Genomic DNA, 23,292 nt, shown 5'->3' with positions numbered 1-23,292 from the left:
CCAGGCGTCCGGGACCACGTCGAGGGCGGTGACGACGCCCGCCTGGAAGTGCACCGGGGCGTCCGCCGAGGTCGCCACCGCGTCAAGACCCGAGGGGCGGCCGTGGGCGACTGTCTCGGCCTCCTGGGTGAGGGAGAAGATCTCCTCCCGGGTGGCGGGGGTGTCGAAGGCGTCGAGGACGGCGCGGATGACCGCCCCGGCGGCCGCGGCGGAGGAACCGAGGCCCCTCTCGGGCGGGAACTCGGCGTCGGTGGAGATGTTGAGACCGGCGTCCGGGTGGCCGGCGAAGGACGCCGCGACCGAAGCCGCTCTGGCGATGCTGGCGAACCGGGCGGGTGCCTGCGCCAGCGGGCCTGACCATCCCAGCCCGGTCAGTGTGCTCGGCCCGTCCGTGGGCACGGCCCGGGCCGTCATCCGCAGTGTCGGCAGCGGCATGGCGATGGCGGGATGCCCGTACACCACGGAGTGCTCCCCGAACAGGATGATCTTGGCCACAGTCTGGCCGACTCCGACATGAGGTTCCACGGAAGCCTTTCTACAGCAGGTTCTGGACTATCCAGGGCGAAGCGTACAACGTCATGAACTGCACGCCGTAGCCGACGCCCAGCTTGTTCAGGGTGCCACAGGCGACACCCACAAGTAGAACTCCGAAGATATTCGCCACTCCGGCGTCCAGGTAGGCGAGCAGGAGAATAAACGCTATGAACAGGCCCAACACCGCTTCGTGCGCGATGTACCTCATCACAAGGTAGGTGATCCGGTACGAGTACCGCACGGCGATGAAGTACGTGAGCACCAGTGCCAGGACCGCTCCGACAACAACCGCGACCATGAACGAGGCCGCACTCAGAGTGTGGTGCAGGTTACTGTCCAGGTCATATGCCGGCGGAGCGTTGAAGAGTGCCTGTGCCGGTCCGATCGCCACCGGGGACAACGGGATGCCGACCGCCAGCAGCGGAATGATCGTACCCGAGAGATAGCTGGCGTGCGCGATACCGCTCATGGCCGCCATCGCCCGGTCCGCCCGTGTGGTGCGGTCCCCTTTCCTGCCCGCGGCGAGCTCGCCGAGCAGGAAGGTCAGGCCCACCGGACTGAGGAAGAACAGGGGGGTGGTGACAAGGGACCAGAATCCGGTACGGACAGTCTCGTCGGTGGTGAGGATCTTCGTCGGATTGAGCGCAGAGTGGTCGGTTCCACTGGTGGCGAGATCGACCTTCACCGCGCGCCTGCGGGGCATGGCGTCCCTGACGGTCCTGTTGAGCATCCCGAGAACCGAGACGAGCAAGGGTCCGATGGTGATGCCGAGGAAGAAGGAGACGGAGATGTTGCCGTCCTCCGGGATGACGCCACTGTCCCGGTACAGCGAGAGCAGACCCTGGAACAGCAGGGACATCGGGATGATCGCCAGGAGGTTGAGCAGCCGGTTCCGGCCCAGCAGTGCGAGCACGACCGCACCACCGACGAAGAGGAGACTGCCGTGCTGCCGCAGTGTGTCGGCGAAGGGTGCGATCGCCGAGGCGATGGCGAAACTCACGGGGACGGCGATGACGGTACCGACGGCACTGCCCGCCGCCATCTTGCGGATGGTCTCGGCTGAGCGTCCCTGTTGCCGGAGGTAGAGCGAATGCTCCATCATCGGGGCGGACAGGACGCCACCCGGCAGTCCCACCAGTGCCGTGGGTATCGCGTTGGCGAGGTTCAGTGTGACGATCGCGGCGATGAAGAAGGTGAGCAGCACCATGGGGTCCACCCCGGCGAGGGCGAGCGCCAGTGACACCGGTACGAGGACACTGGTCTCGTCGGTGCCGGGGATGAACCCGATGAAGGTGTAGAGCAGGACCGCCGCGACCGCGGCGAGGAGCATCTGCAGCATGAGGGCGGGATCCATCAGGCGGCCTGCCCTGTTCCGGCCTGCCCTGTGATCCGCACCTCACGCTTCGGGGTGAAGACCACGGCGCTGACGACGAACCCCAGTACCGCTCCCCCGAGCCCCCAGAAGAACTCCTGCACATGCAGCACCGTGGCGATGCCCAGTGCCAGCGCTGTGGTGGCGGCACAGATGACGATCGACCAGGTCAGGTCACGGGGTGACACAAGGTCGTTCCACACCTCGACGTACCGGGCCTCCGGGTCCGCCGTCGGGGTCCCCGACGCCGTCACCTCCGCCGGAATCTCTGTTTCGGACATCCCGCAGATTCTAGTACGCCCGGCCGTGACACCGAATCGGGCACCTGACCTGCCGGCCGGCCGCGGCATCCCCGGGTCCTCCGTGCCTGACCGTCCTGCACCGGGACTACGCTGTTGCGGTACCCAGGTCCGGTCACCGTCCGCCGCGGAGACCCCGCACAGGACGTGCCGCCGGCCGGACCACCGCCGCCCGTCCGGCCCCGGCCGGCCCCACCCTGAAAGTGTCCGCATGAGCACGTCCACCAGACCCCGGGGCACGACCCCGGTGCACCCTGTCGACCAGGTCCCGCCCGCCGGAAAACTGGCGGTCCTCAGTGTCCAGCATCTCCTCGCGTTCTACGCGGGGGCCGTGGTTGTCCCCCTCCTCATCGCCGGGCAGCTGAACCTGGACGCCGAAACCACCATCCACCTGATCAACGCCGATCTGTTCACCTGCGGTATCGCCACCCTGATCCAGTCGGTGGGCTTCTGGCGCGTCGGTGTCCGTCTGCCGGTCATCCAGGGTGTCACGACCACCGCGGTCGCCCCGATCGTCGCCATCGGACTGGCGGTGGACGACCGCGGCGGTACGGCCACACTGCCGGCGATCTACGGCTCGGTGATTGTCGCCGGTGTCTTCACCTTCCTCGCGGCCCCCTACTTCGCGAAGTTCATCAGGTTCTTCCCCCCGGTGGTCATCGGAACCGTCCTGACGACGATGGGTATCACACTGTTGTCCGTCGCCGCGAACGACTTCACCAACCACGCCGAGGGCGTGCCTGCGACGAAGGACCTCGCCTACGCCGGGCTCACGCTGGCGGTCATTATCGTCGTCCAACGGTTCTTCCGGGGGTTCCTCGGAACTCTCGCCGTGCTCGCCGGCCTGGTGGCGGGCACCGCGGTGGCGTTCATGGCCGGGGACGCCGGTTTCAATGACCTCGGATCCTCACCGTGGATCGGATTCACCACCCCGTTCTACTTCGGTACGCCGGAGTTCGTGTTCACCGGTGCGGTGTCGATGATCATCGTCATGCTCGTGACGATGGTGGAGTCCACCGGGGACGTCTTCGCCGCCGGGGAGATCGTCGGACGTCGCACCACGAAGGAGGACATCTCCCGGGCCCTGCGCGCGGATGGTCTGTCCACCACGCTCGGTGGTGTACTGAACTCCTTCCCCTACACCTGTTTCGCCCAGAACGTCGGCCTGGTGCGCATGACCCGGGTGCGGTCACGGTGGGTGGTGGCGGCTGCGGGCGTCCTCATGATCGTCATCGGCCTGGTACCCAAGGCCGGGGCCGTTGTCGCGGCGATCCCCTCCCCGGTACTCGGAGCGGCGAGCATGGTCCTGTTCGCCAATGTCGCACTGGTCGGCATCCAGACTCTCGCCAAGGTCGACCTGACCGACACCCGTAACGCGACAATTCTCACGGTCTCGGTGGGCCTGGGCATGCTGGTGACGTTCCGCCCGGGGATCGCGGAGGTCTTCCCCGACTGGGCGCGGGTGTTCTTCGCCTCGGGTGTGACCACGGGGTCTGTCTCCGCGATCATCCTCAACCTGCTCTTCTTCCATGTGGGACGCCGCACTTCCCCGGACGTCACCCGCGACCGGGCGGGCCGGATGCTCACCCTCGACGATGTCAACGCCATGGACACGGGCACGTTCGTGACCACGTTCTCCTCCCTGTTCAACGACGCCACCTGGCCGTTGGAACGCGCCCACGCCGCAGCGCCGTTCGGCTCCGTCCCCGAGCTGCGTGAGGCGATCCAGAACGCCGTCCTCACCGCACCCCGGGAGCAGCAGGACGCCCTGATCCGCGCCTATCCTTCGACGGCGGACCTGCTCCTCGACCCGGATTCCGGGGAGCGGGAGTCCGGTTTCGCAGGTTCCCTGGCGCTGGGCAGCTTCGACGATGTGGAGCAGCGTCAGCTCCGTGAGCTGTGCGACCGCTACTCCGCACGGTTCGGAATGCCCTTCGTCGCCTGCCTGGGCCGGATGGACTCCCGGGAGCAGATTGTCAGGGAGGGGCTGCGTCGGCTCGGAAATTCTCCGGCGCAGGAGCGTGTCCAGCTGCTAAGCGAGGTGGTGGAGATCTCCAACGACCGGTTCAACAACCTCATCGCCGACGCCAATCCTGTGGCCGCTGCGTGGGAGTCGAAGTTCGAGCATCTCGACTGACCTGACCGACCGGCACCGATGGCTCCCTGCCTGGCTCAGACCAGCCCGAGGCGTCTGACGGTGTCCCATTCCTCGGCGATCTCCGCGACCGAGGCGTCCAGACGGGACCGCTGGGCCGGCGAGAGTTCCAGCCCCTGCACGATCTGCCAGCGACCGTCGACACTCCGGCAGGGGAAACTGCAGACCAGGCCTTCCGGGACACCGTAGGAGCCGTCGGAGGGCAGGGCGACGGACACCCAGTCGTCGACCGGGGTACCGAACACCCAGTCCCTCATGTGGTCCACCGCCGCACTCGCCGCGGACGCCGCCGAGGACGATCCGCGCACACTGATGATCTCCGCACCCCGGTCAGCGACCTTCGGGATGAACTCCTCCGTGCTCCACTGCCCGTCGGCGCCACCGAGAGCCTCCGCCAGGCCTCTCCCGTCGGCGTCCACCAGCTCGGTGATGTCCGGGAACTGGGTGGAGGAGTGGTTGCCCCACACCGTCATCCTGCGCAGACCACCGACCGGAACGCCGGTCTTCGCGGCCACCTGCGCCAGGGCACGGTTGTGGTCGAGTCGGGTCATGGCGGTGATCTGGTGGGGCTGCAGGGCCCCGGCGGCCGCGGCGATGGCGGCGTTCGTGTTCGCGGGGTTACCGACGACGAGGACGCGCAACCCCTCTTTCGCTCCCGCCGCCAGGGCCCTGCCCTGTGGGCCGAAGATCGCCCCGTTTTCGGCCAGCAGGTCGGAGCGCTGCGCCCCCTTCCCCCGGGGTTTCGCCCCGATGAGGAACGCGGCGTCCACCCCGTCGAAGGCGGTCTCCGCGTCGGCGGTCACGGTCACCTCCCCCAGGAGGGGGAAGGCGGAGTCCTCCAGTTCCATGGCCACCCCCCTGGCGGCGTCCGTGGCCGCGGGAATCTCGAGCAGCCTGAGGTTGACCCGGGTGTGCGGGCCGTAGACTTCACCGGCGGCCAGCCGGAACAGCAGTGAGTAGGATATCTGGCCGGCAGCTCCGGTGACTGCGACGGTGACGGGTGCCGGTTCGACGGCGGGAATGTCGTTCGGGGTCATGACGGTGACTCCTTCGCTGAGCTTCAACGGGCGGCACAGGTGCGCGGCGCAGTCGGACTGTTTTTCCGACAGACGGTTCCCGACTGACGCCACATCCTGCACTCCCTGGACGGGTTCCGGTCCGGTGGCACGCACAGGTCGCCGACAGGCATGTCCGGTGACGTGTCCGGCCCGGCCGGAACTTTCCCGATCCAGTGTAGGTGAGCTCGCGTTTCACCCCCTGTCGGGTGGACACGGGTGCGGGTGTGAACGGGGACCGGAACAGACCTACTAGTCTGGGTTCCATCAGAAAGCACCGCGGGGTCAACTGTCGGGGGGTGAAACCCACTGCACCCGTCACCCCCGATCGCCGGCACCGCTCTCACCCCCGGAAGGACAGGCAGGCATGACGTCGCACCACGTGACTCCGGTCACCAGCCACGAGACCGACTGGAACCACGTCGCAGCCCGGCTCGAGGTCCTTCCCGAGACTTTCCGCCGCTACGGCTGCTCCATCGACGAATACCGGCTCATCCTCGACACCGCCCTGCCCGAACTGGTCCGCTCAGGTCTGGACGCCAACGTCAGCGACATCGCCGTCGGCGCCGGCGTACCGGTCGACCACCCCCTGCTCTCCGACGTGGAGGTCCTCTACGACGAGGCCCTGCGGTACTCCTTCCGCCTGCTGTGGCCACGGCCCTCGGACATGGACGTGGAGGACTTCACGCCGGCCGAGGCCGTACGGGTGCTGGTGCGCACCGCCTACCGGCGCCACCGTGCCCACCCGGACGCCGTGCGTCTGATCCTCACCGAGAACATCCAGGGCCACGCCCACGTCACAGGCCGTCCGGAGATCCTCGAAGCCTCCCCCGTGGTCCTCCAGATCGACCGGGTCCTCATGCGCGGCCAGGACTTCGGGGCATTCCGCCCCGGCATCTCCGCGGAAGACGTCTTCGTGCTCATCACCTCACTGTGCACGTTCCCGGCGGCACAGGGGGCGACATTCCACGCCCACTACGCCACCGACGTCGACTACGGTCCGACCGTCGAAGGGCTGGAACAGCTCGCCTGTGACGCGGTGCTCGCCTTCCTCACGACCTCCATGCCGACGTCGCAGGGCAGTTCCTACACGCACGCCTCCCCGACGACCTCAGCCCCCTCATCTGTCTCGGCGTCCCTCTACTCCGCCGGGGACGGTGACAGTTCCGCCGGCCGCCCCGGCCCCGGTGGTTCCGTTGGAGACCACACCGGAGAATTTGACGGTGACCTCGGCCCCGTCCGGAGCGGAGACACCGCCGGGGACGCCGACACCCCCGTCACCGGCAACCCCACCACCGTCGCCCCCTGGAGCGGGGTGGCCGTCGGCACTGAGCCGGGTTTCCTCGACTACCTCGACTACCGGGACGACGACGAGAACACCGCCGACGACGGCCTCGGGTCACTCTACGAGGACTGACACCACAGTCACCCGGCACACCCGCCCCGTCCGGATCAGGCCGACCGACGCTCCCGCTCGGCCACCTGCTCATGGGTGAGCAGCCGGGGCTCAGCCCCCTCCCGCACGCTCTCACCGGTGATGATCACCTCACCGGTGTCCTTGTCGTCCGGGATGGAGAACATCACCGGCAGGAGGACATCCTCCACGATCGAGCGGAGACCACGTGCCCCTGTCTCCCGTTCCAGGGCCTTAGCCGCCACGGCGCGCAGGGCGTCGTCCTCGAAGGTGAGACGGACCCCGTCCATCTCGAACAACCTCTGGTACTGGCGTACCAGGGAGTTCTTCGGTTCAGTGAGGATACGGACCAGGGCGTCCTCGTCCAGATGGCCGACATGGGTGACGACGGGGAGACGGCCGATGAGCTCGGGGATCAGACCGAACCTCACCAGATCCTCCGGTTCGACGAACCTGAACGGATCCTTCTCCTCCTCCGCCTTGCCCCGGATCTCCGACCCGAAACCGACACCCTTGCGACCACGACGGTCAGCGATGACCTTCTCCAGACCGGAGAAGGCACCGGACACGATGAACAGGACATTCTTCGTGTCGAACTGGATGAACTCCTGGTTGGGGTGCTTGCGACCACCCTGCGGCGGCACCGCGGCGACCGTGCCCTCCAGGATCTTCAGCAGAGCCTGCTGCACGCCCTCACCGGAGACGTCCCGCGTGATCGACGGATTCTCCGACTTCCGGGAAATCTTGTCCACCTCATCGATGTAGATGATGCCCTGCTGCGCCTTGGCGACATCGAAGTCCGCCGACTGAAGCAGCTTCAGGAGAATGTTCTCCACATCTTCACCGACGTAGCCGGCCTCGGTGAGGCTGGTGGCGTCCGCGATGGCGAAGGGAACGTCCAGCATCCTGGCCAGTGACTGGGCCAGGTAGGTCTTCCCGGACCCTGTCGGGCCGAGCATGAGAATGTTCGACTTCGACAGTTCGACCTCGTCGTCACTGCGCCGGGCACCGGCGTCCGCTGACTCCGCCCGGATGCGCTTGTAGTGGTTGTACACCGCGACGGCGAGCGTGCGTTTGGCCGCGTCCTGCCCGATGACGTACTCGTCGAGGAACCGGGTGATCTCCGCGGGGTGCGGGAGATCGGAGGTCTCGACATCCCCCGGACCGCCGGCGGCGAGCTCCTCGTCGATGATCTCGTTGCACAGTTCGATGCACTCGTCGCAGATGTACACACCGGGGCCCGCAATGAGCTTCCGGACCTGCTTCTGGCTCTTACCGCAGAAGGAGCACTTGAGCAGCTCTCCGCTTTCCTGCATCGTCGCCATGGGGTTGGGCCACTCCTGTGATCTCTTCTGTGATCTCTTCTTCGATCTCTTCGTACCCGTGAGATCTGACTCGTCGACGCCGCCGGGCCACCGGCCCGCCAGCTCCGGCCCATTGTACCCGCACCCCTGCCGTCATATCCGTAGGCTGGACACCATGACCATGCTGCATTCCCGCACCACCGGATCCGGCCACCGCGTCGCCGTGCTCCTCGGTGCCCTGGGGTCCTCCGCAGACATGTGGGCGCCACTACAGGACGCCCTCAGCGGAACCGGGGACGCCGACCTCCCCCGCCTCACCGCCCTGGAACTGCGGGGGCACGGCGCCTCACCGATGCCACCGGTGCCACCGAGATCCGCCGGCCACCGTGACAGCTCCCCCACCACCGTCAGTGACCTCGCCGGTGACGTGCTCACCACCCTCGACGGGCTCGGCATCGACCACGCCGACATCGTCGGACTGTCCATCGGAGGCGCCGTGGCACAGTACCTCGCCGCCCGCCACAGTGACCGGGTCACCACCCTGACACTGATGTGCACCGCACCGGTGTTCGGGGAGCCCTCCGACTGGACGACCCGGGCCACGGCCGTGCGCGCCCGGGGTACCGACACTCTCAGAGAACTCGCCGAAACCACGGTGCAGCGCTGGCTCACCGGGGAATTCCGCCGGACCCGGCCCGGCACCGCGCTGTCCGTCGAGGAGATGATCAGCAGGACCACCCCCTCGGGTTACGCGGCCTGCTGCGACGCCCTGTCCACCTTCGACGGGCGGGACCTGCTCGGCGACATCACGGCACCGACACTCACCCTCGCCGCCACGTGGGACAGAACCTGCCCGCCCTCGGTACTGGAGCAGATGAACGCCGCAGTGGGGAACCCGGTCCGCCACGTGGAGCTGCCCGCCGCGCACCTGCTGCCCGTGGAACTGCCCGGTCAGGTCGCCGACGTACTCCGTGACTTCTGGGCCGGCGCCTGAGAGACCCCTCACCTGACCCGGTCACGGTGGTGCGGCCACAGGACAGTACGCTGAATCTCCGATCCCAGACACGCCCTGCAAAGGAGACCCAGTGACCGCGTCCGGTCTGACCATCCCCGCCCTCGTCGACCAGGCATGCCTCATCGTGCACGGCCCGGACCAACCGGGCATCGTCTCCCACGTCTCCGCGGTGATCACCCGGAACCAGGGCAACATCACCGCACTCGACCAGTACTCCACCGACCCCCACGGCGGAGACTTCTTCCAGCGCATCGTCTTCCACCGCGACAACCTCGGCGGAGCGATGGAGGACATCCAGGCCGACCTCGCCGAAACCCTCGCCCCCTACGGCATGTCCTGGTCGATCAACGACCGCTCGCAGCCCAAGCGGATGGCGGTACTCGCGTCGAAGGAGGACCACTGCCTGCTCGACCTGCTGTGGAGGCACCGGCGCGGGGAACTGCCGGTGACCATCTCCATGGTCATCTCCAACCACACCACCACCGCAGACGACGTGCGCTCTTTCGGCGTCCCCTTCTTCCACGTTCCCTCCCAGAAGGGCCCGGACAAGAGCAGGTCCGAGGCGGAGATACTGCGGCTGCTGAAAGGCAACGTCGACTTCGTGGTCCTCGCCCGCTACATGCAGATCATCTCGGACGACTTCCTGGACAGGCTGGCCGTCCCGGTGATCAACATCCACCACTCGTTCCTGCCCGCGTTCATCGGCGCAGAGCCCTACCGCAGGGCGTGGGAGCGTGGTGTGAAGCTCATCGGCGCGACAGCGCACTACGTCACCGGTGAACTGGATGAGGGCCCGATCATCGAGCAGGACACGGTGCGGGTCACCCACGCCGATTCCGTGGCAGATCTCCGCCAGCGCGGAGCGGAGGTCGAACGCTCCGTACTCTCACGGGCGGTGACCTGGCACGCCCAGGACCGTGTGATCCGCAACGGAAACCACACGATCGTGTTCTGACCGGCCGCAGTACGGCCGGTCGAGCGGACCCCCTACTTCTGGGCGGACAGCTTCCGGTACTCGAAGACCTGGTCGATGATGCCGTAGGCCTTGGCGTCCTCGGCGGTGAGGAACTTGTCGCGGTCCGTGTCGATGCGGATCTGCTCCGCCGTCTGACCGGTGTGGCGGGCCAACGTCTCCTCCATGAGGCGCCGCATCCGCTCAATCTCCCTGGCCTGGATCTCCAGGTCGGAGACCTGGCCCTGGGTACCCTGCGTGGCCGGCTGGTGGATCAGCACACGGGAGTTCGGCAGTGCCGCGCGCTTGCCGGGGGTGCCGGCGGCGAGGAGAACAGCTGCAGCTGACGCCGCCTGCCCGAGGCACACGGTCACGATGTCCGGGCGGACGTACTGCATCGTGTCGTAGATCGCCATGAGGGAGGTGAAGGAACCGCCCGGGGAGTTGATGTACATGGTGATGTCGCGGTCGGGGTCGAGACCCTCAAGGACCAGCAGCTGCGCCATGATGTCGTTCGCGGAGGCGTCGTCGACCTGGGTCCCCAGGAAGATGATCCGCTCCTCGAACAGCTTGTTGTAGGGGTTCGACTCCTTCGCACCCCAGGAAGAGTGCTCGACGAAGGAGGGGAGGATGTAACGGGACTGCGGGAGCTGTGCCCCGGAGACCTCGCCACGGATCCCCTCACGGGCCACACCGTGGGCCCCCTCACGAAGCACGGACGCCGCCGACAGCTCGCTGGCGTGGGTGAAACCTGTCATGTTCTCGTTTCCCATCTGTTCCTACTTCTCCTTCGCCGACGTGATCACGTGGTCGACGAAGCCGTACTCGAGTGCCTGGCTGGCGGTGAACCAGCGGTCACGGTCGGAGTCCTTCTGGATCTGCTCGAGAGGCTGGCCGGTGTGCTCGGCGATCAGCTCAGCCATCTCCCGCTTCGTCTGGGCGAACTGCTCCGCCTGGATGGCGATGTCCGCCGCGGTACCTCCGACACCCGCCGAGGGCTGGTGCATCATGATCCGCGCGTGAGGGAGGGCGTAACGCTTACCCTTCGCCCCGGCGGAGAGCAGGAACTGCCCCATCGAGGCGGCGAGTCCCATACCGTAGGTGGCCACGTCGCACGGGGCGTACTGCATCGTGTCGAAGATGGCCATCCCTGCGGTGACAGAACCACCCGGAGAGTTGATGTACAGCGAGATGTCCCGGGTGGGGTCTTCGGCGCTGAGCAGCAGGATCTGCGCGCACAACTTGTTGGCGATGTCATCGTCGACCTGTGTGCCCAGGAAAATGATGCGCTCGCGCAGCAGTCGCTCGAAAACCGAGTCATTGAGGTTCATCCCCGCCGAGGCGGCCATCTGCGCGGTACGCAGCGCCTGTCCCGTCGACATTTCGTTCATGCTCACTTAGGCTCCTCGCTCAAGTTGTGGCCACGGTCCCCGGGAACGGGCCTCGCCCGCCCCCGGATCACCGGGGTGTGATTCTGTGGAGTAACTGCGCTCCAGAGTAGTCAACGCGTGCGACGGTTGCCCGGGCCCACCACCCTGTTCGCTGACAGCGCACGCGGGTCAGAAGCTGACACGGATCCCGTGCACGGCCTTCAGGGCCGACAGAACGCGGACGGCGTCAACCTTTGGGTAATACACCACCCCCGCCGCCACCGCGACCAGTCCCCCCTGAACCGTCGACCTCGCCCGTCATCCACCTGTGGTCTGTCACCGGACAGGCGATGTCCCCACCGTCCGGCGTGATCCCGTCACTGCTTGAACCACCGCGGCCACAGTTGCGTGACCTCCGGAAAGTCGGGGTTGCAGATCCGGCACCGTCCGGCCTCCGGCTCCGCGGCGAGGTCCGCCCGGTACGGCCCGCCGGACCTGCCGCAGGAGACTACTCAGCCGCAGTCGGGCTGGTCTCCGCCCCGGTCTCCTCTGCGGAGTCCTCACCGGTCTCGTCACCGAAGAACTCCTTCGGGTCCACCTGGCCACCGTTGGAGTCGGTGACGGTGACCTTGCAGATGTTCAGCGCCAGGGCCTTTCCACGACGGACGTCGGCGAAGAGGTTCGCGATCTGACCCGACTGCTGCAGCTGCATGACGAACTGGTTCGGGTCCATGCCGTAGCGCTGCGCGGTGAACAGGATGTGGTCGGTGAGCTCCTGCTGGGAGACCTCCGGCTTCTCGATGTCGGCCAGCGAGTCGAGGAAGAGCTGGGTCCGCACCGAGTCCTCGGCCGCCTCCCGGGCGTCCTCCTCGAACTTCTCACGGGTCAGGTCCTGGGCGGCGAGCATCTGGTCGAAGACCTTCTCGTCACCGCCGAACTGGGACAGCAGCTGCTGCATCTGGCCGTCCACCTGCTCCTGGACCACGGACTCCGGCAGCGGAACCTCGGTCTTCTCCAGTGCGGCGGCAAGCACCTTGTCACGGATGTCCGTGGCCTGGCGACCCTTGAGCTGCTCCTCGACCTGGCCCTTGACGGACTCCCGCAGCTCGTCGACGGTGTCGAACTCGGAGGCGAGCTGGGCGAAGTCGTCGTCGAGCTCAGGGAGCTCACGCTCCTTGACAGACTTGACGGTCACGGTGACCAGGGCGTCCTCGTCGGCGTGCTCGCCGGTGAGAAGCTTGGAGGTGAACTCCTTCGACTCACCCTCGGACAGGCCGGTGACAGCCTCGTCGAGGCCCTCGACCAGCGAACCGGAGCCGACCTCGTAGGACAGGCCCTCGGTAGCGGCGTCCTCCACCGGCTCACCGTCGATCGTCGCGGACATGTCGACGGAGATGAAGTCACCGTCGGCGACGGGACGGTCGACAGGCTTCAGCGTGCCGAAACGGGCGCGCAGATGGTCGAGCTCATGGTCGACAGCCTCCTCGTCGGCCTCGACGGCGTCAATCTCCACCGAGATGTCGGCGAAGTCGGGGACGTCGATCTCGGGGCGCACGTCCACCTCGGCGGTGAAGGTGACGTGGTCGCCGTCCTCCAGCTCAGCGATGTCGATGTCAGGCTGGCCCAGGACCTTCAGGTCGTGCTCCTGGACCGCCTCACCGTAGCGGCTGGGCAGCATGTCGTTGAGCACCTCATTGAGGATCGCCGGGCGGCCCAGGCGGGCCTCCAGGATCTTCGCCGGGACCTTGCCCTTACGGAAGCCGGGCAGGGAGACCTGCTGCGCAAGATTCTTGAACGCGTTGTCGAACTCAGGCTTCAGTTCGTCGAAGGGAACCTCGACGGTGAGCTTGACTCGGGTGGCGCTCAGCGATTCAACGGAGCTCTTCACGGGTGCACACTCCTGTGTGTTCTTGTCTGGTGTTGTTCGTCGGCCGGCGGGCCGTCGGAACGCGGTGGCGTCCCGGCGTCCCTCCTCCGGGCTGCACCAGGTGTACGGCGTCGGAGGTGGCCGGGATGTTGGCGGCCACCGGAATCGGTCGCGACCGATTTTATCGTGCGGCCGTGGACGACGGTCGCCGGGGTCGGTCACCGCCCGAGTTCCGGCCCCGCCCGGCGAAGGGTCAGGGACGGTCTCGCGCAGTGTGAGCCGTACACGCGGCGACCATCGTGACGGCGTCCGTCGGGATAGCGGGATTTGAACCCACGACCCCTCGCTCCCAAAGCGAGTGCGCTACCAAGCTGCGCCATATCCCGGGTCACTGTGGCACCGGACACCTCGGACACACCTCAGACCGGTACTCACCGCCGGTGATGTTACGGGGTCTCCTCGGAGGCGGGCAACGGCGGGGTGCCGTTACCGCCTGTTCACGGTCGCAGGTTCCTCGCCGCCTCACGGGAGGCACGGCTCCACTCCACGACCCACCCGGGAACCTCCACACCCTCAGGCGCCGGCCCGAAGATCTCGGCGAGTTCCCTGTCCTCCAGGACTCCACCGTCCTTCTTCAACGCCCGCAGCCGGACAACGGCGTGAGCGTAGATCTTCTCCCCGACCTTCTCCCCGGTACTGTTCCCGGCGTCTGACGCCGGGACACCGACGAAAGTCTGCTCCACATAGGTGCCGGACGCCGTGGCACCGAGGAAGCGGGTCCGAATGTCGTAGCGCTGCCACGGCATGAGGGAACGACGGAAACTCACCGTCAGGGCCGCGACAACGAAGTAGGCCCCCCGCTGCTTCATCTCGCGTCCGATCCGGGTCCGGTACATCTGCTCGATGCGTCCGAGGTCGAGCACGGTGGGATACCGGCCGTTGTTCATGTGGCCCAGCAGGTCGAGATCATTGGGCAGAACCCTCATGGGTCTGACGTGGGTGTCCCACGGACCGAGCCGGGGAAGGACGCGGCCACGGATCCAGGTGAGGATCAGGCGGAGGTAGAGGTTCACGGGGAGGGAATATACCGGCCGCCCCGGCCAGCCGTGGGGTTCCTGTTCACGGAGATGTCACGCAACGTCCGGCAGCAGGGCATCTTCCGTGCATCTCGGGTCGGTACACCTGTCTCGTCCTCCCGCCGACACCCCTGTTCCGGCGGTCCCTCCCGACCGGCGCACTGCACCGTGACCCGCGCTCTGACCTGCACCGTGACCCGCGCTCTGACCTGCCTGGTGACACGGACCGTGGTGCGCACCCGGAACCTCCGGGAGGACGCCGTAATCCTCCAACGACAGGAAACCCCGTGAAAGCCGCCCGGCCCACCACCCTCGCCCTCGCCTCGCTCGCAGCAGTGTCCGCCCTGACCGTCACCACCGCATCTGCCACCACACCGGAGCCGGTCCCCGGCGTCCCCGCAGCCACCGCCGGATCCTCACCGTCAGTCGCACTGTCGTCGGGCGTTCCTGCCACCGACTTCAACCCTGTGACCGCGCCTTCACGTCCCTCCGCGCAGGTGGACACACTCGTCGCCTACAGTTTCGGCACGCGAATCGAGGAAGGTGACGATCCTGACCGGGGCATTGTCTCCCCCGGCCCGGTCAACGAAGAGCTCGCGGCGTCGGTCGTCCGGGCGCTCGACGGTCGTGACATCCCCGTCTCCGCACAGTTCGAGATCGCCGAGGTTCTGACCACCCGGTACGGACTCGAGGGCGTCCACGTCATCAATCCGGTGAAGAACCCGGACGGTACGGTCACCTACCTGTCCACCGACGGGGTCGCCGCCCAGGTCGCCTCGGAGATGGGGGCGGCGGTGTCGACGGCGACGGTGGGGGTCATCGCGTTCCAGGACCATCTGTGGAGGTCCACCTACACCTCGAGGGTCAACGGGCTGCACGCTTTCGCGCTCTCCGACGTTGAGATGCCTTCGGAGTACGACCAGCTCTCGGGCCAGGAGTGGACCAGGTCGCCGGAGGCGTATCTTCCCCGTGACTATGCAGGACGCGCGGCCCTGCTCGCCCGGGTGAACCAGGAGAACATCCGTACGGTGTTGGGGATCTGGTAGACCTCCCGGGCGGGGTGTCCCGGGTACGGAAGAACCCTCCTCCGGCTCCCCTGCGGGGACGGAGGAGGGTCTGACGGGCAGGACCGCCACCGGTGCGCACCGGAGGGCGGACGCCGGCCGGTGACGGACTGTCCCGCTACCTCTTCCTGGTGACGAGCCCGACGATCCAGAGCAGGATCACCGCGCCCAGCAGGCAGGTGAGGAAGCTGAATATCCAGCCGCCGCCGGCGACGTCGACCCCGAACAGGGTCAGCAGCCAGCCGCCGAGGAAACCGCCGATGACACCGACGACGATGTTGAGGATCAGACCCATCTGCTCATCGGTCTTCATGATCTTCGAACCGATCCATCCGGCGAGGCCGCCGATGATGACCCATCCGATGAAGCCGAGTGCAGGGGCGGACCCCGCCGCCAGGATCAGTGTGTTGCTGTCCATTGGTTCTCCGTTCTTGAATGACTGTCCGGTCACCTACGCGACCTGCGCCGGACGACGATCAGGACCGAAATCCCGAATGCCAGGACCGCGCCGCCGACAGCGGCGACAAGTAGTCCGACGGACAGGGGGAAGGCGAACTCCCAGCCGAGAAATCCGATATCGACCTGGTCGGTGTTCTGGGCGACCAGAATGGCCAGTGCCGCAATCGCGAGAACGATCACGGCGGTGGCGATCACGATGCCCGCCGATCCGCGCTTTTCCGGTGGTGCAGCAGTTTGTCGCGCAGTCGTCATCGCGGATCCTTCCTTTCCGTGGTCGGAACTAGTTTCCGGTGATCTTGTTGATTCCCTCGGAGATCTTGTCTTTCGCGTTCTCGACGGCGTCTTTGACGCTGGCCTTGGCCTGGTCCGCCTTGCCTTCACCCTTGAGCTGGTCGTTGTCGGTGACGTCGCCGGCAGCTTCCTTCGCCTTGCCGGTCAGGTCTTCGGCAGAGTTCTTGAACTTGTCTTCAATTCCCATGAGAGGTCCTCTCGAGTGGTGAACATGTACAGCTTCGACTGTAGAGAGAAAACTCCCGCCCTTGTCGAGTTTTCGCAAATTGTTATGCAACTGTTATATCGAGTTTTTCGCACCTCAAACCTGAGCACATGTGACAATACACAGGTGAAAGTGAGTCAACTGCTACTCGGATGAAATACGGGTTAGCTTCTGACCTTCTTGTTGAACACCTCCGACGCACGGAAGACGCACGGAAGACGTGCGGAAGACGGACGGAGGACACACGACAGCCGGGACCCCACCGCCCGCACCCGCCCGAACCTCCGGGCCCGCCGACACAAGTGCTGCATGCAGAAGATGCCGCCCCTCCCTTATGGGAGGAACGGCATCTTTCACGTGGAGGGAATGACGGGAATCGAACCCGCGTCTTCAGCTTGGAAGGCTGAGGTATTAGCCACTATACGACATTCCCCTGCGGCGCCCCGCTGTGCGGGAATCCGCCAATGACAATACACCAACACCACCCCGTCACCGCAACTCCGCAGGACAGGGCGGGTGACGGTCACAGTCCCCGGAAACCGGAAGGGCGGGGAATGTTGCGCAGGTTCGACCTGGCGAGTTCCAGCATCTTGCCGACTCCACCTTCGAGCACCGTCTTCGTCGCCGCCCTGGTGAAACCGGCGACCTGCTCCAGGGAGATCTCCGGCGGGATGGACAGGGCATTCGGATCGGTGACCACGTCGACGAGTACCGGACCGTCGTAGGCGAGGGCCTCGGTGAGCACCCTCCTGATGTCCCTGGGATCCTCGACGCGGTAGGACTTGATGCCGCAGGCCTCGGCGATGGCGGCGTAGTCGACCTTCTCGTGGTCCGTACCGAAGTCCGGGAGCCCCTCGACGAGCATCTCCAGCTTCACCATGCCCAGGGTCGAGTTGTTGTACACGATCGCCTTGAGGGGCAGCTCGTGCAGTTTCACCGTCAGTAGTTCGCCCAGGAGCATCCCGAGGCCGCCATCGCCGCACATGGCGATGACCTGACGTTTCCCGTCGGTCCCGGCGGACGCCCCGATGGCCTGTGGCAGGGCGTTGGCCATCGTTCCGTGCCGGAAGGACGCCAACAGCCTCCGCCTGCCGTTCGGGCTGATGTAGCGGGCATTCCACACATTGCACATGCCCGTGTCCGCGGTGAACACGGCGTCCTCGTCAGCGAGCTCGTCGAGGATGTAGGTGAGGTACTCGGGGTGGATCGGAGTGTGGTGCTCGATGTTCTTCGTGTACGCGGCCACCACGTGCTCCAGGTTGGACGCCTGCTTCTTCAGCATTCTCTCGAGGAAGGAGGAGTCGGTCTTCTCCGTGATGAGCGGGAGCAGGTCGCGAATTGTCGCGGCGACATCGCCGGTGACCGGGTACTTCACTGCGGTACGTCGTCCGATGTTCCCGCCCTTGATGTCCACCTGGGCGGTCTCCGTGTGCCGTGGGAGGAACTCGGAGTACGGGAAGTCGGTGCCCAGCAGGATGAGCAGGTCGGCGTCCTCGAAGGCGTCCGAGCACGCGCCGTAGCCCAGCAGGCCCGACATGCCGACGTCGTAGGGGTTGTCGTAGTGCAGGAACTCCTTGCCACCGTAGGCGTGGCCCACCGGCGCCTTCACCTTCTCAGCGAGGGCGAACACCTCCTCACGCGCCCCCGCACAGCCCGCACCACCGAAGATGGTGACTTTCCCGGCGCGGTTCACGGCGTCCGCCAGAGCCCTGAGCTCGGAGGCCGCAGGGTGGATGACCGGTTTCTCCGCTGCGATCTCGGAGTCCAGCTGGGGAGAGTCCACGGCAGGGTCGGAGGCGATGTCCCCGGGGATGACGAGCACGGACACACCGTTGCCCGCCATCGTGGACTGGATGGCGTGGTGGAGGATCGTCGCACCCTGGGCTGCGGAGTTCACCATCTCGCAGTAGCCGGAGCACTCGCGGAACAGTGCCTCGGGGTGGGTCTCCTGGAAGTAGTGGGATCCGATGAACTGCGAGGGAATGTGACTCGCCAGTGCCAGAACCTTCGCCCCGTTGCGGTGGGAGTCGTAGAGCCCCTGGACGAGGTGGGTGTTTCCCGGGCCGCAGGAGCCGGCACACACCGACAGACGCCCGGTGACGAGAGACTCGGCGCCGGCGGCGAAGGCCGCCGCCTCCTCATTGCGGACGTGGAACCATTCGATACTGCTGCGTTTGACGGCGTCGACGATGGGGTTGAGGCTGTCACCGACGAGACCGAAGATGCGGCGGACACCCTGAGCCTCCAGTGCGTCGACGAGTTGTTCTGCGTAGGTACGTGCCATGGGCCCGACCCTAGCCGCGTTGAGGTCGGACCGCATCCGTACCCCGGGAACAGCAGGCAGAACGCAGTCAGAAGGACGCCACCGGCGCCTCAACGGCTGCCCGACGGCTCCTCAGCGGCACCGGAACAGGGGGTGGCCGTGCCGGCAGGCGGTACGATCAGGAATCATGCGACCGACGATCATCGACGCGGACACCGGACATGACCTGTGGACCGCCCAGCAGTGCGCCGAGTTCTCGGGGACGGCCCGGGGTACCTTCACCAGTTACGCGACACGCGGCCGTGCTCCGGAGCCGGTGGCGAAACTGCACGGACTGACACTGTGGGACTCCACCGAGGTCACCGAATGGGCTGCCGGGCGCAGGAAGCGCAACCGGGACAGCTGACCGTCAGCAGGGTGCAGGGCCCGACGGGGTACAGGGCCCCGGCGGGGCGCCAGATCCCACGCACAGACCCCGCACACCGCCGTACCGCGCCCTATTCGGCGGGAAGTGCCGGTGCCACCCCGGTGCGCTCGTACTCCGACAGAATGTCGATACGCCGCTGGTGGCGCTCCTCCCCCGACCACGGCTGGGAGATGAAGGCGTCGACGATCGCCAGAGCCTCCTCCTCGGAGTGCATCCTGCCCCCGATCCCGATGAGCTGGGCATTGTTGTGCTCCCGTGCCAGCTTGGCGGTCTCCACCGACCAGGCGAGCGCACACCGGGCACCGGGCACCTTGTTCGCCGCGATCTGTTCCCCGTTGCCCGACCCACCGAGGACGATCCCGAGCGAGCCCTCGTCAGCGACGGTGCGGCGGGCCGCCTCGATGCAGTACGCGGGGTAGTCGTCTGCGGCGTCGTAGGTGTGCGCACCGCAGTCCACGACCTCGATGCCCTCCTTCGCACGGAGATGGTCGGCGATGATGTTCTTCATGTCGAAACCGGCGTGATCGGCGCCGAGGTAGATACGCATGTCAGTGAGTGTATCGGACGCCGTTCACCGGCTGGTCCGGGGCCCTGGCAGCCACCCCCGGGCGGGTCGCTCACGGTTGTTCCGGCACCGGCAGCGGCGCCGTATCCGGGTTCGCCTCGGCGGACGCCGCCAGAATCCTCCTGACCGTCCGGTCACGCTCCTCCGGGGACAGGGAGGAGGTGTCGGGACCGGGAGTACCGGGAGTACCGGGAGTGCCGGGAGTGCCGGTGTCCGAGACAACCGACACCTCCCACCCTTCGGTGCAGTAATTCACCGTCACCGGCTCCCCGGTCTCCACGTCGGGCACGGAAAGCCAGGACGACAGGTGCAGGTAGGTGTTCTCCGGGTCGGTGGTCCAGGGGTGCACGGAGGGCGCGTACAGGGCGGGCGACCTGTGCCTCGCCACCGTGACGGTGGGACCGGACCAGGGCGCGTCCGGGTGCTCCGCGGTCAGGGACACGGCGCCCAGCGTCGCATCCACGTAGCTGAGGACGAGACGGCCGGCGATGTAGCGGACATTGAGTTCGCCGATGTGTCCGCCCGGGGTGACCGGACCGAACAGGGGCGTGGGCCGGACACGGCGCCCCCACCGCCACCGGCCCCTCGAGAACCCGCGGTACTCCCATGCGCCGGGATCCAGGCACCTCTGCCACGGAGCCCGCCTCAGACAGACCCCGTCCGCCTCTCTCCCTGTACCTGTCTTGCGCCCCTCACGGGACCCGAAGACATAGAGGTGGTCATCTCCCGGGACCATGACCAGCGAGGCGTTCTGGAAGTAGCGGCCCCTGCGGTCCTCCGGACCCCACTCAAGAGCGATGCCCCCTCTGCCCGCCGCCCTGCCTGTCACCTCGGCCGGCGACCAGGTCGAGGCGTCCCTGTCTGTGCTGCGGAACCACATGTTGCCCACCGTGCGACACATCGCCTGCGTCGCCCCGGTCGCCCAGTCACGGACCCTGAACCCGCACGCGAGGTAGGTTCCGTCCGGAAGCTCGACGGCGTCGTCGGGGATGATGGTGAAAGCGTCCGCAGAACCGGACCGCAGACGCCCCCGGTCACCGATATGCCGGTACGGGAAGACCTCGCGGGCCACTCCCCCGGATTCGTCGGTTCCCACGAAACTGTCCCAGACAATGCCGCGGGTGAGGAAGTCACGGTTGGTCGTCCTTCCCATGACCGGACTGCGCCACAGGTCACCGCCCGGTGGGACAGGACCCCGCGGATCAGGCTTGTTGAAGGTGTCCCCGAACAGTCCCCCGACCCAGGTTCCCCCGCCACCACTGAACAGGTAGCCCAGGTCAGTGCCCTTCACCGCGAACCGGTCGGTGGGGTGGTTGTTCCCCCGGCCCTGCAACCGGCCGGTGTCCTGTCCACCGTTGCCGGCCGAGACATGGATCCTCCGGTTCACCATTGCTGAACCCGCCGCCCCGACCGGGTCAGACCAGCAGCCCGACCACGGTGAACACCACAGCAAGCAGGGGGAACGCCCCCTGCTTCACCGCGGCGGACCGCTTGTCCGGGGATGTCACCAGCAGAACAGTCGCGGCCGCGAGCATTGACCCGGTACCCGCGAGGACCAGTGCTGCGCCGATGCCGGTGGAACCCGCGATGAGGAAAATCACACCCACCACGGTCTCCACCGCGAGGAAGAAGTTGTAGAAACCCTGGTTGAAGGCCATCTCGCGGGTGGACTCCGCCTGTTCAGGTGTATTGCCGAAAACCCTCGCAGCCAGGGGACCCGTCCACCCGGCCGATTCCAGGTAGAAGATGAACACGTGGAGAAGAGCCGCGAGCACGGCAAGAACTGACCCGACAACGAGCATGGAAGTTTCACCTTTCACTGCGCCGGCTCTGAGGGCACGGCATCCGGACCGCCATGCTATCCGACCGGTGACCGGCATGGTGAAAGGTGCGGGCTGTTACCTCGTGGCGTCCGGGTCCTCGGTCCTGGAGCGCTTCAGCTCGAAGAAATGGGTGGGTCTCGCCACCAGCGGGTTTTGCATCCATGCAGGTCAGAGCGTTCTGAAATGTCTTGCTCGTCTGGAGAATCTGGGGTGTCCAATGTCTGCGGAGGGCAAATAAGGGCAAACCCCTCCCCCGCGGCGGGGGCCGGAGAGACGAAAAAGGACCCCCGCCGGCAGGTGTCAGTGGGGGTCGTGTCTGAGTGACGCACATCACGAAAGATTCTTCGTACTGAGGCTTGCGTAGTACTTCACATGGTGTAGTATGAGTGTCAGACAGAGAGGGAAAGCCCCCCCAAGAAAGGACACCATGACCACCACCGCCCAGGCCAAGTTCATCGAAGACCTCCGCAACACGGACACCCTCACCATGCGCGACGACTACCAGTGGAGCGTCGAGCAGATCGCCTTCGAGATCGCCGGCGGGAGGATCAAGGAATACCGCGCCGCTCACCCCGGCGTCGGACGCGCAGACGCCCGCGAAGCACTCATGGCCGACCCGGAGATCATCGCAGCAGCCGAGCGGATCCGCGACGAGGACTGGGCAGCGAATGTCACTGACCAGACCTGCGACCTCAGCACCCTCACCACCTCCGAGGCGTCCGCACTCATCGACCGGCTCAAGATCTCCTACTACCCCACCATCCACGGATACGGCGCGGACTCGATGGCCCCGGGCGCAGCCGCTAAGATCCGCGCTCGCGCCTAGCACCCACCCCCCTGCACTGGCCGTGAGGCGCACTGCACCACTACCTGAAAGGATCATCACCATGGCACACTCCATCCCCACCCCCACCGAGACCGTCGTGCTCGCCGCCTACCGCCTGGTCAACACCAGCCGCGCCCTCGACGAGGCGACCACGGCCGCCGCAGCAGCGAAAGCTGACCCCGACCTGTCCACTGCCGAGAAAGTGGACGCCACCCACTGGCGCACCGTCGCCGAGTCCGACTGGGCCGACGCCCACGGCTGCTACTGGCAGGCCACCGCCCGCGAGCACATCGACGCGGACATTCTCGCCGACCTTGACGCGGCCGTCCGGCACCCGGAGCACCCCCGGCTGCTCACCGCCGCTGCCAAGGCCGCCCGTCAGGCGGTGGCATGATGACCGACCTCCCCCTCGACCTGGACCTCATGCCCGACACCATCGCCGACCGGTCAGATGTCGAGCCGAAGATCCGCTCAGCCCTGGCAGACGCCCCGGCGCACACCACGGTGGACCTCCCCGGCGTGACCCTCACCCTCGATTTCTGCGCTTATCCTGACGGCACACCGATCTGGGATGCCCCACTGAATGGGAAGACAGGAGGGGTGCGGGCCACCCGCGCAGACGGGGAGGTCCTGGACCTCACCATCGACGGGCAGACCTGGGACGAGCTTGCCGACGCCCTGGTGACTTTCATGGAGGAGTGGCCGGCCATCCTCGGATCACGGCTCACCGTCGCACGGGACGCAGCGCGACGCAGGAAGCGGCTCGCCAATGAGCTGAAACAGGCGAAGCACGCGGAGCGGGATGCGGTCATCGCCGCGCACAAAGCCGGTTCCACCGCGTACAGGCTGGCGAAGATCACCGGCATGTCACAGGCGACCATCGGCACGTGGACGCGAAAAAAGGCCCCCCAGTCCGAAGACTAGGGGGCCAAGCCCCACGCGAGTGGGGAGCAGAT

General features: G+C 66.7%; 25 protein-coding genes and 2 tRNA genes. 9 read left to right on the top strand and 18 right to left on the bottom strand.

What is annotated here, in order from left to right:
- The 3 genes from BN3906_RS04750 to BN3906_RS14400 all read right to left on the bottom strand — a co-directional run.
- A partial coding sequence (locus BN3906_RS04750; protein WP_367294244.1) for a mevalonate kinase family protein occupies window positions 1-525 on the bottom strand: 525 nt, incomplete at its 3' end.
- A 10-nt stretch (window positions 526-535) separates the two neighbouring features.
- Complete coding sequence (locus BN3906_RS04745; RefSeq protein ID WP_222705261.1) at window positions 536-1,873, bottom strand: tripartite tricarboxylate transporter permease; 1,338 nt, start codon at window positions 1,871-1,873, stop codon at window positions 536-538.
- Window positions 1,874-1,887: 14 nt separating this feature from the next.
- On the bottom strand, window positions 1,888-2,187 hold the full coding sequence (locus BN3906_RS14400) for a hypothetical protein (protein ID WP_130841745.1): 300 nt from the start codon (window positions 2,185-2,187) through the stop codon (window positions 1,888-1,890).
- Window positions 2,188-2,416: 229 nt separating this feature from the next.
- Here BN3906_RS14400 and BN3906_RS04735 point away from each other — a divergent pair, with 229 nt between their 5' ends.
- Complete coding sequence (locus tag BN3906_RS04735) at window positions 2,417-4,342, top strand: solute carrier family 23 protein (protein WP_066584794.1); 1,926 nt, start codon at window positions 2,417-2,419, stop codon at window positions 4,340-4,342.
- Window positions 4,343-4,377: 35 nt separating this feature from the next.
- Here the strand turns inward: BN3906_RS04735 and BN3906_RS04730 are convergent, their stop codons facing one another.
- Window positions 4,378-5,397 (bottom strand): malate dehydrogenase, encoded by a 1,020-nt coding sequence (locus tag BN3906_RS04730; RefSeq protein WP_066586095.1) that lies wholly within the window; start codon window positions 5,395-5,397, stop codon window positions 4,378-4,380.
- A gap of 385 nt (window positions 5,398-5,782) precedes the next feature.
- Between BN3906_RS04730 and BN3906_RS04725 the strand changes: the two genes are divergently transcribed.
- A complete protein-coding gene (locus tag BN3906_RS04725; RefSeq protein ID WP_066584793.1) occupies window positions 5,783-6,832 on the top strand; it encodes a TetR/AcrR family transcriptional regulator in 1,050 nt (349 codons plus the stop codon).
- A 35-nt stretch (window positions 6,833-6,867) separates the two neighbouring features.
- On the opposite strand, the gene clpX is transcribed toward BN3906_RS04725, so the two are convergent.
- Window positions 6,868-8,145, bottom strand: coding sequence for an ATP-dependent Clp protease ATP-binding subunit ClpX (clpX, locus tag BN3906_RS04720; RefSeq protein ID WP_066586092.1), 1,278 nt, complete (start codon window positions 8,143-8,145; stop codon window positions 6,868-6,870).
- Window positions 8,146-8,308: 163 nt separating this feature from the next.
- Between clpX and BN3906_RS04715 the strand changes: the two genes are divergently transcribed.
- Both BN3906_RS04715 and purU read left to right on the top strand, forming a co-directional pair.
- The gene (locus tag BN3906_RS04715; protein ID WP_066584790.1) at window positions 8,309-9,127 is read left to right on the top strand and encodes an alpha/beta fold hydrolase; all 819 of its coding nucleotides are present in this window, start codon (window positions 8,309-8,311) and stop codon (window positions 9,125-9,127) included.
- A 91-nt stretch (window positions 9,128-9,218) separates the two neighbouring features.
- Complete coding sequence (gene purU / locus BN3906_RS04710) at window positions 9,219-10,103, top strand: formyltetrahydrofolate deformylase (RefSeq protein ID WP_066584788.1); 885 nt, start codon at window positions 9,219-9,221, stop codon at window positions 10,101-10,103.
- A 32-nt stretch (window positions 10,104-10,135) separates the two neighbouring features.
- On the opposite strand, the gene BN3906_RS04705 is transcribed toward purU, so the two are convergent.
- From BN3906_RS04705 to BN3906_RS04685, 5 genes are all read right to left on the bottom strand, one after another.
- Window positions 10,136-10,873 (bottom strand): ATP-dependent Clp protease proteolytic subunit, encoded by a 738-nt coding sequence (locus tag BN3906_RS04705; protein ID WP_261796840.1) that lies wholly within the window; start codon window positions 10,871-10,873, stop codon window positions 10,136-10,138.
- Window positions 10,874-10,879: 6 nt separating this feature from the next.
- Complete coding sequence (locus BN3906_RS04700) at window positions 10,880-11,491, bottom strand: ATP-dependent Clp protease proteolytic subunit (protein ID WP_174217168.1); 612 nt, start codon at window positions 11,489-11,491, stop codon at window positions 10,880-10,882.
- Between the two features lie 487 nt (window positions 11,492-11,978).
- Window positions 11,979-13,358 (bottom strand): trigger factor, encoded by a 1,380-nt coding sequence (gene tig / locus BN3906_RS04695; RefSeq protein ID WP_066584776.1) that lies wholly within the window; start codon window positions 13,356-13,358, stop codon window positions 11,979-11,981.
- Window positions 13,359-13,649: 291 nt separating this feature from the next.
- A tRNA-Pro gene (locus BN3906_RS04690) sits at window positions 13,650-13,723 on the bottom strand.
- Between the two features lie 111 nt (window positions 13,724-13,834).
- Window positions 13,835-14,410 carry an acyl-CoA thioesterase gene (locus BN3906_RS04685; RefSeq protein ID WP_066584774.1) on the bottom strand — a complete coding sequence of 192 codons (576 nt, stop codon included), beginning with the start codon at window positions 14,408-14,410 and terminating at the stop codon, window positions 13,835-13,837.
- Window positions 14,411-14,700: 290 nt separating this feature from the next.
- On the opposite strand from BN3906_RS04685, the gene BN3906_RS04675 reads away from it, so the two are divergent.
- Window positions 14,701-15,459, top strand: a complete 759-nt coding sequence (locus tag BN3906_RS04675) for a hypothetical protein (RefSeq protein ID WP_066584769.1) — start codon at window positions 14,701-14,703, stop codon at window positions 15,457-15,459.
- Between the two features lie 136 nt (window positions 15,460-15,595).
- On the opposite strand, the gene BN3906_RS04670 is transcribed toward BN3906_RS04675, so the two are convergent.
- The 5 genes from BN3906_RS04670 to BN3906_RS04650 form a co-directional block, all read right to left on the bottom strand.
- Entirely contained in the window at window positions 15,596-15,895 is a 300-nt protein-coding gene (locus BN3906_RS04670; RefSeq protein WP_066586086.1) for a GlsB/YeaQ/YmgE family stress response membrane protein, read from the bottom strand.
- A 29-nt stretch (window positions 15,896-15,924) separates the two neighbouring features.
- Window positions 15,925-16,188: a lipopolysaccharide assembly protein LapA domain-containing protein gene (locus BN3906_RS04665; protein ID WP_078057105.1), complete on the bottom strand. Its 264-nt coding sequence runs from the start codon at window positions 16,186-16,188 to the stop codon at window positions 15,925-15,927.
- 28 nt (window positions 16,189-16,216) lie between these two features.
- Entirely contained in the window at window positions 16,217-16,414 is a 198-nt protein-coding gene (locus BN3906_RS04660; protein WP_066584765.1) for a CsbD family protein, read from the bottom strand.
- Between the two features lie 376 nt (window positions 16,415-16,790).
- Window positions 16,791-16,865: transfer RNA gene (locus BN3906_RS04655), tRNA-Gly, on the bottom strand.
- A 90-nt stretch (window positions 16,866-16,955) separates the two neighbouring features.
- Entirely contained in the window at window positions 16,956-18,716 is a 1,761-nt protein-coding gene (locus tag BN3906_RS04650) for a pyruvate dehydrogenase (protein WP_066584763.1), read from the bottom strand.
- A 166-nt stretch (window positions 18,717-18,882) separates the two neighbouring features.
- On the opposite strand from BN3906_RS04650, the gene BN3906_RS04645 reads away from it, so the two are divergent.
- The gene (locus BN3906_RS04645) at window positions 18,883-19,101 is read left to right on the top strand and encodes a helix-turn-helix transcriptional regulator (RefSeq protein ID WP_066584761.1); all 219 of its coding nucleotides are present in this window, start codon (window positions 18,883-18,885) and stop codon (window positions 19,099-19,101) included.
- Between the two features lie 91 nt (window positions 19,102-19,192).
- On the opposite strand, the gene BN3906_RS04640 is transcribed toward BN3906_RS04645, so the two are convergent.
- The 3 genes from BN3906_RS04640 to BN3906_RS04630 all read right to left on the bottom strand — a co-directional run bounded on the left by BN3906_RS04640 (window position 19,193) and on the right by BN3906_RS04630 (window position 21,489).
- Entirely contained in the window at window positions 19,193-19,669 is a 477-nt protein-coding gene (locus tag BN3906_RS04640) for a ribose-5-phosphate isomerase (RefSeq protein WP_066584754.1), read from the bottom strand.
- Window positions 19,670-19,739: 70 nt separating this feature from the next.
- On the bottom strand, window positions 19,740-21,077 hold the full coding sequence (locus BN3906_RS04635; protein WP_066584751.1) for a DUF4185 domain-containing protein: 1,338 nt from the start codon (window positions 21,075-21,077) through the stop codon (window positions 19,740-19,742).
- 25 nt (window positions 21,078-21,102) lie between these two features.
- Entirely contained in the window at window positions 21,103-21,489 is a 387-nt protein-coding gene (locus tag BN3906_RS04630; protein WP_066584749.1) for a DUF1304 domain-containing protein, read from the bottom strand.
- Window positions 21,490-21,937: 448 nt separating this feature from the next.
- On the opposite strand from BN3906_RS04630, the gene BN3906_RS04625 reads away from it, so the two are divergent.
- The 3 genes from BN3906_RS04625 (at window position 21,938) to BN3906_RS04615 (ending at window position 23,260) form a co-directional block, all read left to right on the top strand.
- Window positions 21,938-22,336 carry a hypothetical protein gene (locus BN3906_RS04625; protein WP_066584747.1) on the top strand — a complete coding sequence of 133 codons (399 nt, stop codon included), beginning with the start codon at window positions 21,938-21,940 and terminating at the stop codon, window positions 22,334-22,336.
- A gap of 61 nt (window positions 22,337-22,397) precedes the next feature.
- Entirely contained in the window at window positions 22,398-22,730 is a 333-nt protein-coding gene (locus tag BN3906_RS04620; RefSeq protein ID WP_066584745.1) for a hypothetical protein, read from the top strand.
- Entirely contained in the window at window positions 22,727-23,260 is a 534-nt protein-coding gene (locus tag BN3906_RS04615; RefSeq protein WP_147592774.1) for a hypothetical protein, read from the top strand. The genes BN3906_RS04620 and BN3906_RS04615 overlap by 4 nt, the downstream gene beginning before the upstream one ends.
- Window positions 23,261-23,292: the final 32 nt, after the last annotated feature.

This window comes from Corynebacterium provencense (genome assembly GCA_900049755.1).
Taxonomy (GTDB): domain Bacteria; phylum Actinomycetota; class Actinomycetes; order Mycobacteriales; family Mycobacteriaceae; genus Corynebacterium; species Corynebacterium neomassiliense.
Note: the sequence above shows the minus strand (reverse complement) of the source record. Positions and strands in the feature narration are given on the sequence as shown.